Annotated in this window: 11 protein-coding genes; 5 read left to right on the top strand and 6 right to left on the bottom strand. The window is 72.2% G+C overall.

The window, feature by feature from the left end; all coding sequences use genetic code 11:
* From H5J33_RS12705 to H5J33_RS12690, 4 genes are all read left to right on the top strand, one after another.
* The coding region (locus H5J33_RS12705; protein ID WP_309485390.1) for a citrate/2-methylcitrate synthase at positions 1-434 on the top strand (434 nt) is incomplete at its 5' end.
* A 52-nt stretch (positions 435-486) separates the two neighbouring features.
* A complete protein-coding gene (locus H5J33_RS12700) occupies positions 487-1,428 on the top strand; it encodes a sucrase ferredoxin (RefSeq protein ID WP_181795012.1) in 942 nt (313 codons plus the stop codon).
* 97 nt (positions 1,429-1,525) lie between these two features.
* Entirely contained in the window at positions 1,526-3,202 is a 1,677-nt protein-coding gene (locus H5J33_RS12695) for a sensor histidine kinase (protein ID WP_181795011.1), read from the top strand.
* The gene (locus H5J33_RS12690; protein ID WP_181795010.1) at positions 3,202-3,882 is read left to right on the top strand and encodes a response regulator; all 681 of its coding nucleotides are present in this window, start codon (positions 3,202-3,204) and stop codon (positions 3,880-3,882) included. The genes H5J33_RS12695 and H5J33_RS12690 overlap by 1 nt, the downstream gene beginning before the upstream one ends.
* A gap of 18 nt (positions 3,883-3,900) precedes the next feature.
* On the opposite strand, the gene H5J33_RS12685 is transcribed toward H5J33_RS12690, so the two are convergent.
* From H5J33_RS12685 to H5J33_RS12675, 3 genes are all read right to left on the bottom strand, one after another.
* On the bottom strand, positions 3,901-4,944 hold the full coding sequence (locus tag H5J33_RS12685; protein ID WP_181795009.1) for an ABC transporter substrate-binding protein: 1,044 nt from the start codon (positions 4,942-4,944) through the stop codon (positions 3,901-3,903).
* A gap of 71 nt (positions 4,945-5,015) precedes the next feature.
* A complete protein-coding gene (locus H5J33_RS12680) occupies positions 5,016-5,879 on the bottom strand; it encodes an ABC transporter permease (protein ID WP_181795008.1) in 864 nt (287 codons plus the stop codon).
* A complete protein-coding gene (locus H5J33_RS12675) occupies positions 5,869-6,684 on the bottom strand; it encodes an ABC transporter ATP-binding protein (protein ID WP_181795007.1) in 816 nt (271 codons plus the stop codon). Before H5J33_RS12675 ends, H5J33_RS12680 begins: the two co-directional genes overlap by 11 nt.
* Before the next feature lie 157 nt (positions 6,685-6,841).
* Between H5J33_RS12675 and H5J33_RS12670 the strand changes: the two genes are divergently transcribed.
* The gene (locus tag H5J33_RS12670) at positions 6,842-7,534 is read left to right on the top strand and encodes a response regulator (protein ID WP_181795006.1); all 693 of its coding nucleotides are present in this window, start codon (positions 6,842-6,844) and stop codon (positions 7,532-7,534) included.
* 103 nt (positions 7,535-7,637) lie between these two features.
* On the opposite strand, the gene H5J33_RS12665 is transcribed toward H5J33_RS12670, so the two are convergent.
* From H5J33_RS12665 to H5J33_RS12655, 3 genes are read right to left on the bottom strand one after another with little or no spacing between them, the layout of a single operon-like run.
* Entirely contained in the window at positions 7,638-8,327 is a 690-nt protein-coding gene (locus H5J33_RS12665) for a response regulator transcription factor (RefSeq protein ID WP_181795005.1), read from the bottom strand.
* The gene (locus tag H5J33_RS12660) at positions 8,324-9,475 is read right to left on the bottom strand and encodes a histidine kinase (RefSeq protein ID WP_181795004.1); all 1,152 of its coding nucleotides are present in this window, start codon (positions 9,473-9,475) and stop codon (positions 8,324-8,326) included. Before H5J33_RS12660 ends, H5J33_RS12665 begins: the two co-directional genes overlap by 4 nt.
* A complete protein-coding gene (locus tag H5J33_RS12655; protein ID WP_181795003.1) occupies positions 9,472-9,993 on the bottom strand; it encodes a CcdC protein domain-containing protein in 522 nt (173 codons plus the stop codon). The genes H5J33_RS12660 and H5J33_RS12655 overlap by 4 nt, the downstream gene beginning before the upstream one ends.
* Between the last annotated feature and the right edge of the window lie 446 nt (positions 9,994-10,439).

Below are 10,439 nucleotides of genomic sequence, written 5' to 3'. Positions count from 1 at the left end.
GACTGGCCCACCGGATGCTGCTGGACGTGCTCGACCAGGGCACGGCGGTCCCGGTGATCGCCGAGGAGCTGCGCGCGGGCCGCCGCGTCCCCGGGCTCGGCCACCGGCTGTACACCGGCGAGGACCCTCGCGCGCGGGTGCTGTTCGAGCTGCTGGAGCGGATCCCGCGCGCGGAGTCCGCGCTGCTCGCGGCCCGTGACATCGTCGCGACCACCGCCCGGCACACCCCGCTGCACGCCAACGTCGACCTGGCCCTCGCGGTGTTCACGGTGTCCTGCGGCATGCCGGCCACGGCCAGCGAGACGATCTTCGCCGTCGCGCGGACCGCGGGCTGGATCGCGCACGCCCTGGAGGAGTACGGCGAGCGCCCGCTGCGCATGCGCCCCAGCGGCCACTACGTCGGCCCGCGCCCGCCCCGCCCCCTCCCGGAGTAGGGCACGGCGGGCCCACAAGTCGGCACGGGGAAGTCAGGTTAGGCTCACCTCTGTGAGTAGGTGTGCGACCGTCTCCCGGGTGCTCGACGAGCCGGTGTCCGGTACGGCTGCCACGGCGACGACGTGGCTGCTGCTGGAACAGCCGGGCCCGTGGGGTGCCAAGGCCCTCACCTCCAGCCACCTCGACCCCGCGCTGGGCCGTGCGCTGGAGGCCGCCGCCGACGGAACCGGCGTGCGGATCGCGCTGATCCGCCGCCCCGGGCGCCACGCCGACCCCGGCCCGCCCCCGGTGCGGCAGGTGTACGCCGCGCACACCGTTCCCGGGCGGGTGTGGCTGCACGGCGCCACCACCGTCGAGCCGCGAAACCTGCTCGGCCTGGACTTCGCCGCGCTCGGTGCGGGTGATCCCCGGTCCTTCGGCACGGTGCTCGGCGGGCGGCCCCACCGCGGTGACCCGCTGGCGCTCGTGTGCACCAACGGCAAGCGTGACCGCTGCTGCGCCCTCCTGGGCCGTCCCCTCGCCGCGGAGCTGGTCGCGTCGGGGGTGCGCGGTGTCTGGGAGGTCACCCATCTGGGTGGACATCGGTTCGCGCCCACGGTGCTCGTCCTGCCGTACGGCTACGCCTACGGCCGCGCGGGGGCCCACACCGTGAAGGAGGCGCTGCACGGTGTCCGGGAGGGGCGCGTGCTGGTCGAGGGGTGCCGGGGGTGTTCCGCGTGGGAGCGGCCCGGCCAGGCGGCGGAGCTGGCCGTACGGACGGCCGCGGACGAGTACCGGGCGGGGGTGCTGAGCGTCGTACGGACCGAGGGCACCGCTCCGCGCCGGGAGGTCACCGTGACCCACGCCGACGGCCGCCGGTGGCGGGTCACCGTGGCACAGGGGGCGTCGCTGCCGCCCCGCCCGGAGAGCTGCGGCGCGGAGGTGCTCGGCACGCCCGCTCGGATGGACGTGGTCGAGGTGCGCGAGCTGCGGCCGACGGCGCTGGCGAGCTGACCCGGCGCAGGTCCCGTCAACATTGATCAACGCCTGATCAAGAGATCCACACCACACCCGCTGGGGGCTTCCGGCCGCCCCACGTACCGTCGTGGGTATGCGCTCCACTTCCCCCGTACGCCGTCTGCGCCTCGGTCTGCCCCGGCGGATGTTCTCCCAGGTGCTGCTGATGCAGGTGGCGATCGCGGCGGGGGTCGCGGTGCTCGCGACCGGGCTCTTCCTGGCACCGCTGAGCAAACAGCTGGACCAGGAGGCGATGCGGCGGGCGCTGGCCATCGCCGAGACCACCGCGCAGGACCCGCAGATCGCCGAGGGCGTCCGGACCACCGCCCCGAGCCGGAACGGCCCCGTGCAGCGGGAGGCCGAGCGGATCCGGCGGGCCACGCACGCCGAGTACATCGTGGTGCTGGACCGCGACTGGGTGCGCTGGTCGCATCCCACGCCCGCGGAGATCGGCCGGCGCGTCTCCACCGACCCGTCCGACGCCCTGGCCGGCAAGGAGGTCATGGAGATCGACCAGGGCACCCTGGGCCGCTCGGCGCGCGGCAAGGTGCCGCTGTACGACGCCGGCCACCACGTCGTCGGCGCCGTCTCGGTCGGCATCGCCTACGACAGTGTGCGGGCGCGGCTGATCAGCGCCATCCCGGGACTCTTCGCGTACGCCGGCGGTGCCCTGGCGGTGGGCGCGCTGGCCGCCTGGCTGATCTCCCGGCGGGTCCAGCGGCAGACCCGGGACCTGGCCTTCTCCGACATCTCGGCGCTGCTCGCGGAGCGCGAGGCGATGCTGCACGGGATCCGGGAGGGGGTGGTGGCGCTCGACCGGGGCGGCCGTATCCGCCTGCTCAACGACGAGGCACGACGGCTGCTGGGGATCGGCGACGAGGCCGTCGGCCGGACCCCGGACGAGGCGCTCGGCGCGGGCCGTACGACGGATGTGCTGGCCGGCCGGGTGACCGGCACCGACCTGCTCACCGTGTGCGGCCAGCGCGTCCTGGTCGCCAACCGCATGCCCACCGGGGACGGCGGTGCCGTGGCCACCCTGCGCGACCGCACCGAGCTGGAGCAGCTGGGGCGCGAACTCGACTCCACGCGCGGGTTGATCGACGCGCTGCGCGCCCAGGACCACGAACACGCCAACCGCATGCACACCCTGCTGGGGCTGCTGGAGCTGGAGATGTACGACGACGCCGTGGAGTTCGTCGGCGAGGTGGTCGGGGACCACCGGGCCACCGCCGAGCAGGTCACGGAGCGGATCCAGGACCCGCTGCTGGCCGCGCTCCTGGTGGGCAAGGCGACCGTGGCGGCCGAGCGTGGGGTCGCCCTGTGGGTGTCGGAGCGCACCCGGCTCCCGGACCGGCTGATCGATCCGCGCGGACTGGTCACGGTGGTGGGCAACCTCGTGGACAACGCCCTCGACGCCGTCGCGGCCACCCCGCACGCGCGCGTGGAGGTCGAACTGCGCGCCGAGGGCCGTACGGTCGTCCTCGGAGTACGCGACACGGGACCCGGGGTGCCCGAGGACCAGCGCGAGCTGATCTTCACCGAGGGCTGGTCCACCAAGAAGCCGCCCGCGCACGGCAAACGGGGCATCGGGCTCTCCCTGGTCCGGCGGCTCGCCGAGCGGCAGGGCGGAAGCGCGACCGTGGGCCCGGCGGCCGGCGGCGGCGCGGAGTTCACCGTGGTGCTGCCGGAGGCGCTGGCCGAGCGCGAACTGGTGCCCGCCGGATCCGAGGAGTCCGCCGGCTCCGTCACCGTCGCCGAGGAGGAGGCGTGATGATCGAGGTCCTGGTCGTGGACGACGACACCCGTGTGGCCCGCGTCAACGCCGCCTATGTCGGGAAGGTGCCCGGTTTCCACGTGGCCGCCGAGGCGCACAGCGCGGCCGAGGCGCTGCGTCAGGTGGAGAGCCTGCCACGGCTCGATCTCGTCCTGATGGATCACTACCTGCCCGACGACACCGGTCTCGCGGTGGTCCGGGAGATGCGCCGGCGCGGCCACCAGGCCGACGTGATCATGGTGACGGCGGCGCGGGACGTGTCGACCGTGCAGGCGGCCATGCGGCAAGGGGCGCTGCAGTACCTGGTGAAACCATTCGCCTTCGCGGGGCTGCGGGCCAAACTGGAGGCGTACGCCGAGCTGCGGCGCACCCTGGACGGCGGCGGCGAGGCGGAGCAGGCGGAGGTGGACCGGATCTTCGGCGCGCTGTCCGCCCCGTCGGAACCGGAGTTGCCCAAGGGGCACTCCCCCACGACGGCCGAGCTGGTGCGCCAGGCGCTGCTGAGCGCCGAACGCCCGCTGTCCGCCCAGGAGATCGCCGAGCGGACGGGGGTGAGCCGGCAGACCGCCCAGCGGTATCTGAAGCTCCTGGAGCGCACCGGCCGGGCCCGGCTGACCCTCAAGTACGGCGACGCGGGCCGCCCGGAACACCGCTATGTGTGGGCGACCCACGCCTGAGCGCGAGGCGGGCGACGGTCACTTGACCGCGTTGACGAACTCGGTCGTGTACGTCCTGCTCAAGTCGATCTCGGCGTTCTTGATGTTGGGGTTGAACGCCTTGAGCACCCTCTCCACGGTCTCGGGGCCGCCCCGGGGCATCACGCCGTCGTCGGTGAACATGGGAAGGGTGTTCTTGATGGCCTGGGTGTACAGGGACTCGTTGCCCTGGGAGTAGTCGGCGGGCATCTTCGCGGCGATCTCGTCGGCACTGTGGGTGGACATCCACTTGAGCGTCTTGACGAATGCGTTGACCAACTTCTGGACGGTCTCCTTGTGCCCGTTCACCCAGTCCGTTCGCATGTACAGACTCGACGACGGGTACGGTCCGCCGAGCGCCGCCCGCGAGCCCTCGGGGGTGCGCATGTCGACGAGGATCTTCCCGGCCTTCTTGTCCAGGACCGTGGTGGCGGTCGGGTCGGTGGTCATGCCGCCGTCGATCGCCCCCTTCTGGAGCGCCGCGATGAAGGTCGGCCCGGCCCCCACCGCGACGGGTGTGAACTCGCTGATCCCCACCCCGTGCTCGACCGCGAGGTACTTGGTGAGGAAGTCGGTCGAGGAGCCCAGCCCGGTCACGCCCAGCTTGCGGCCCTTGAAGTCCGCGGGCGAGGTGAGGTCCCCGGCCGCCTCGGCGGAGACGATCTCGACCTCGCCGGGCGCGTGCGAGAACTGCACCACGGACTCCACCGGCTTGCCCTTCACCTGAAGGTCGAGGGTGTGGTCGTAGAACCCGACCGCCCCCTGCACCTGGCCGGACACGAGCGCGGTCTCGGCCTGGACCCCGGCGGGCTCGCTGAGCATCTGGACGTCCAGCCCCTCGGCCCGGAAGTAGCCGAGGCGCTGGGTGAGCATCGCGGGCAGATAGATGACCTTGTCCAGGCCACCGACCATGATCTTGACGGTCTCGCCGCCACCCCCACCGCCGCCGGCGGTGGAACTCGCGTCGTCGGCGCAGGCGGTGAGCGAGGCGAGGGCCAGCAGTCCGGCGGCGGCCAGGCAGGCGTACCGGGCGGTTTCGCGCATGCGGTTCACGTCCTTGTTCAGGGGGCGGCACGGGAGGGTGACGGGCCGGCGCAGGAGGGTGACGGGCCGGTTCAGTTCTCGGAGCGGGCCGGCTTCCAGCGGAAGACCCGGCGCTCGGCGAAGGTCAGCAGTCCCTCGGCGAGGAGGGCGACGACGGCGAGGATGACCATCGCGGCGTACACACCGGCCGCGTTGAAGGTGTTCTGCGACTGCGCGACGAGCAGGCCGATGCCCTTGGTCGCGCCGATGTACTCGCCGACGATGGCGCCGATGAGCGCGAAGCCGAAGCTGACGTGGAGGCTGGTGAAGATCCAGGAGGTGGCCGAGGGGACGACCACCTGGAGCGTCACCCTGCGGTCGCTCGCGCCCAGGATCCGGGCGTTGGCCACCAGGTTGCGGTCCACTTCGCGGGCGCCCTGGAAGGCGTTGAAGAACACCGGGAAGAAGACGAGCACCACGGCGGAGGCCACCTTGGAGGACGGACCGAGGCCGAACCAGATCAGGAAGATGGGCGCCAGGACGATCCGGGGAATCGAGTTGAGCACCTTGATGTAGGGACCAAGAATCTCGGCGAGCAATCTGATCCGCCCGAGAGCGATACCGAGCAGTACACCGGCGACCACGCCGGCCACCCAGCCGAGCAGCGCCTCGTACAGCGTGTACCAGATCTGCTCACCGAGGGAGCCGAGCACGGTCCCGTGGGTCACCCAGGTGTCGATCTGGTCCCAGATCTTCGAGGGCATCGAGAAGTTGAACGGGTCGATGACCCTGGCGCGCGACAGCACCTCCCACAGTCCGAGCACGGCCGCCAGGAGCACCAGACGCACGGCACCGACGAGGAAGGCCCGCCGGCGCCCGGCCCGAGCACGGGTCCGCACGCGACCGGGTGCTCCGGCGGTGCCGGGCACCGGGGTGCCGACGACCTCAGGCGACATGGGCCGCACCCCTCTCGCGGGTGATGCGGACCTCTTCTCCGAGGGACTCCCAGATCTCGCGGTAGATCTCGATGAACCGCGGTTCCAGACGCACCGACTCCACCCTCCGCGGGCGCGGCAGATCGATGTCGAAGACCTGCTTCACGGTCGCGGGTCCGGCGGTCATCACGACGACCTTGTCGGCCAGCGCGATGGACTCCTCCAGATCGTGGGTGACGAAGACGACGGAAGCACCGGTCCCCTCCCACAGCTCCAGCAGCTCGTCCGACATCAGTGCCCGGGTCTGCACGTCGAGTGCCGAGAACGGCTCGTCCATCAGGAGGATCCCGGGGTCGTTGACGAACGTGGCCGCCAAGGCGACGCGCTTGCGCTGGCCGCCGGAGAGCTGGTGCGGGTAACGGTCCTCGAAGGCGGCGAGTCCGACGCGCCCCAGCCACTCCCGGGCCTTCTCCCTGGCCTCCGCCTTGGGCACGCCCCGGAAGCGCGGGCCCGCCATGACGTTCGACAGGACGGTGCGCCAGGGGAAGGTGGCGTCCTGCTGGAAGACGAAGCCGACCTTTCCGCCGACGCCGTCGACCGGTGCGCCGGCGACCAGCACCTCGCCCTCGGTGGGCCTTTCCAGCCCGCTGATCAGGGTGAGCGTGGTGGACTTACCGCACCCGGTCGGACCCACGACGGCCACGAACTCGCCCTGCCCGACGGTGAGATCCAGACCGCGCAGGGCCTGATGCAGCCCCCCGGACGGGGTTCTGAACGTCTTGCTCACGCCCCGCAGCTCGATGGCGGGGCTGGTGTGTGCGCTCATGGGCCGGGACGGTAGAGGCGCCTCGCCCGCAGCAGGAGCCTTGTGCGCGCAAGCCGTTCTTTTGCTCGCAAGAGCCTGTTGTGCTCGTTTTGCTCGCGCTACAACTGCGGAGCCGAAAGACGGGCTCCACGCTCGCCGGCCTTGAGGGAGAGGCCTGATGATTGACGTCCTGGTGGTGGACGACGACTTCCGTGTCGCCGAGATCAACGCCGCGTACGTGGGAAAGGTTCCCGGGTTCCGGGTGACCGCCCGCGCGCACACCGCCGCCCAGGCCCTGACCGCGGTCGAACACGGCACCATCGACCTGGTCCTGCTCGACCTCTACCTGCCGGACGGCACCGGCCTGGAACTCGTCCACCGGCTGCGCGAGCAGGGCCACGGCACCGACGTCATCATGATCACCGCAGCCGGCGATGTGACGACCGTGCAGCAGGCGATGCGCCTGGGTGCCCTGCACTACCTGGTCAAGCCCTTCACCTTCGCCGCGCTGCGCACCCGACTGGACTCCTACGCGGCCCTGCGCCGCACGGTCGACCGGGTGGGCGGCCGGGGCCTGACGGGGCAGGAACAGGTCGACCGGATCTACGGCGCCCTGCGCACCGCCCCCTCCCCCACCGCATCCAACCCGCCGACCGGCCACTCCGCGCCCACCACCGACCTCATCTGCGGCGTCCTGCACCGCGCCGGCCGCCCCCTCTCGGCCCACGAGGTGGCCGTCCGCACAGGCCTGAGCCGCTCCACCGCCCAGCGCTACCTGCGCCACCTGGAACAGGCCGGCCGCCTCCGCCTCTCCCTCAGGTACGGCACCACCGGCCGCCCGGAACACCGGTACGCCTGGGTGACGCCGTAGCCCTCCGCGTCCGGACCGTCCAGCCCCGGCAGCCTCGCGTGCGGGGCTTACGCCCAGGTGAGGACGTGCTGCGGAGGAGTGGGAGGGGCCGGCGAGGAACCGGTCACCGGGCGGGCGGCTTCGCCAGCCCCTTGCTGTAGGCGTACCGCACGGCCTGCGCCCGGTCCTTGAGGCCCGCCTTGGCGAAGAGGTTGTTGATGTGGGTCTTCACCGTCGCGGTCGACACATGCAGTCTGCGGGCGATCTGCTGATTGCTGAGCCCCTCGGCGATCAGCACCAGGACCTCGACCTCCCGCGTGGTCAGCCCGTCGGGCGCCTGGCCGGCCGTTGCCACGGGCTCGGGCTCCGGTTGTGACAGCCGCTCCAGCAGCCGTCTCTGGACGCTCGGCGACAGCCCCGCGTCACCCGACAGCACACTGTGCACGGCCCGCACGATCTCGTCACCGCCCGCGTCCTTGGTCAGATACCCCCGGGCACCGGCCCGCAGCGCGGGAAACAGCGACTCGTCGTCCGAGAAGGTGGTGAGCACCACGACCTGGGTCCCGGGGTACCGCGCCCGGATCCGCCGGGTCGCCTCCACGCCGTCGCAGCGCGGCATCCTCAGATCCATCAGGACGACGTCCGGCGCGAGTTCGCCGACCAGCCGCACGGCCTCCTCGCCGTCACCCGCGGCCCCCACGACCTCCACACCGGGAAGCAGCCCCAGCAGCATCACGATGCCCTCACGGACCACGGTCTGATCGTCCGCCACGACCACCCGCGCGATCTTCTCCTGCCCCTCCGTCCCTGTCATACCGGCACCTTCAGCGTCACCACGAACCCTTCTTCATCCGGCCCCGCGTCCAGCGAACCACCGAGCAGTTCGGCGCGCTCACGCATGCCCAGCAGACCGTACCCGCCTCCGGTTCCGTCGAGTTCGCTCGGCCGCCCGCCCGAATCCCGGACGTTCAGCGTGACTTCGTGCTCGCTGTAGTCGAGCCGGACATCCACTCTGGCGCCATGGGCGTGCTTGCGGACGTTCGTCAGCGCTTCCTGTGCCACCCGCCGCACGGCCTGGGACGCCTCGGCCGAGAGGGGTCTGCGTTCACCTGTGACGGTGACCTCGGCGCCGTCGGCCGTACGGGCGAGTTCGGTCAGGAAGTCCTCCAGCGGGGTCAGCTCGCCGCGCAGTGCGGACAACGCCTGCCGCGTCTCGGCCAGTCCGTCCCGGGCCATCCCCCGGGCGGCCACCACGCGCTCCAGGATGCGTTCCCGGTCCGCGCCGTTCTCGATCAGCAACCGGGCCGCCTCCAAGTGCACGAGCTGCGCCGAGAGGCTGTGGGCGAGCACGTCGTGGATCTCCCGTGCGATACGGGCCCGCTCGGCGAGGGCCGCGGACTCGGCCTCGGCCTCGCGGGCGGCACGCTCCTGGGCGAGCAGCCGCTGCGCGTTGCCCCGGGCTTCCGCGTCCAGCCGCAGCACATACCCGGCGAGGGCCAGGCCGGCCACGGTGGCGGCCGTGGTCAGCCAGGCGTCGTCGGTAAACGCGGAGTACGAGGCCAACGACGCCGAGGCGACGGGGACCGCCACGCCGAGCGGCAGCCGTTCCAGCGCGCTGACTCCGCAGCCGCACCAGATGACGAGGGCCGGCCCTCTGAATCCCGTCGCCTCGGCGGTGGCCGCGATACCGAGGAGCACACCCATGAGCGCGAGGGACGGCACCAGCCGGTGCTCGTAGGTCGTCCGGAAGAAGGCCCAGGAGACAAGAGCGGCGAGTGCCACTCCCGCCCCTGCCGCGAGCGCTCCCCACGGGCCGACGTGCCGGTGGCTGAAGGCGGCCCACAGCAGCATGGACAGCACCAGCAGGCGGACCGTCCAGGCGAGCAGCCGCCGGGGCCGGCTGATGCCCATGGGGCCGAGCGCTTCACGGGACGGCCAGCGTGTCCAGGCTTTCTCTGTCACACGCGCTCCTTCCAGGCCGACGGGTTGTCGCCACCGTATGCCGGGGCGGGGCGCCTCGCCGGACCGAAGGACTGGGCCCGCCAGGCCATGATCCCGCCGCGGACCAGCAGCGTGCCGGCGAGGCCGAGCATCAGCGCGGAGCTGTCCTGATGCAGGCCGAGCGCGGAGCCGAGGGCGAAGACACCGGCTCGCAGGGCTATGCCCACCGTCCATACGGCGATGCTCGCCTTGGTCCCCTTGGTCCACACCCTGCCGTCGGAAGCCGTCCAGAGCCGGGTGGTCCAGGCCCAGCCGGCGCCGGTGGCCAGGCCGATGACGAGTTCGGCCGTGAGCAGGGCGGCGGATTCCACGCGGTGGTGGGCGTCGAGCACGCCGGGTTCGCGCAGCGCGACGACGGCGAGGACCACGGGCAGGAGCCACCAGCGCCGGTCCGTGTCGATCGCGCGGGCACGGAACTGCCTGGCGATCACCACGGCGATGACGGCCACGATCGCCAGCGCGTTGACGAGCCCGGACATCTGAGCCTCCGTGAGCGAGAAGGGGGGCCGGAGCGAGCGCTCCCGACGTCTTCAAAGCTACGGAAATCCGCAGGTCGGCTGATCGGTCCCGGGGTGGATCACGGGTGGAACCCCTGAGCGGTCCGCCTCCACCCACGGGTGGAGAAAGGCTCCGGGTCGGAGGGATCGGAGGGGTGGGAGAGCCCGGGTTGGGGAGGGTCGGGGGGCTCAGGGAGGGAGGAGGAAGGCAGGGAGAGGTGGGGGCGGGGTGCGGAGGGAGATAGGGCCCCGTGACGCGGTGCGCTGGGGATGCGGCGCGGGGATGCGGTGGGCGGGGGATGCGGTGACCAGGTGGGCGCAGCCAGGGATGGAATGGGCGCGCCCAGGTCGGAAGCCGACTGCGGGGCGTGAGGCCGGGTGCCTGCGGGGCTGAGCGCTCGGCGGGCGGGCGTCCTCCGACGCGGACC

Origin of the sequence: Streptomyces sp. WELS2 (assembly GCF_013870595.1) — a bacterium.
Classification (GTDB): domain Bacteria; phylum Actinomycetota; class Actinomycetes; order Streptomycetales; family Streptomycetaceae; genus Streptomyces.
The sequence above is the reverse complement of the archived record's forward strand: the minus strand, read 5'-3'. Positions and strand labels throughout refer to the sequence as shown.

Excerpts from the sequence above, each read along its gene's own strand:
- H5J33_RS12695 (WP_181795011.1), top strand. The coding sequence starts at position 1,526 with ATGCGCTCCACTTCCCCCGTACGCCGTCTGCGCCTCGGTCTGCCCCGG.
- H5J33_RS12675 (WP_181795007.1), bottom strand. The coding sequence starts at position 6,684 with ATGAGCGCACACACCAGCCCCGCCATCGAGCTGCGGGGCGTGAGCAAG.
- H5J33_RS12690 (WP_181795010.1), top strand. The coding sequence starts at position 3,202 with ATGATCGAGGTCCTGGTCGTGGACGACGACACCCGTGTGGCCCGCGTC.
- H5J33_RS12680 (WP_181795008.1), bottom strand. The coding sequence starts at position 5,879 with ATGTCGCCTGAGGTCGTCGGCACCCCGGTGCCCGGCACCGCCGGAGCA.
- H5J33_RS12665 (WP_181795005.1), bottom strand. The coding sequence starts at position 8,327 with ATGACAGGGACGGAGGGGCAGGAGAAGATCGCGCGGGTGGTCGTGGCG.
- H5J33_RS12670 (WP_181795006.1), top strand. The coding sequence starts at position 6,842 with ATGATTGACGTCCTGGTGGTGGACGACGACTTCCGTGTCGCCGAGATC.
- H5J33_RS12685 (WP_181795009.1), bottom strand. The coding sequence starts at position 4,944 with ATGCGCGAAACCGCCCGGTACGCCTGCCTGGCCGCCGCCGGACTGCTG.
- H5J33_RS12655 (WP_181795003.1), bottom strand. The coding sequence starts at position 9,993 with ATGTCCGGGCTCGTCAACGCGCTGGCGATCGTGGCCGTCATCGCCGTG.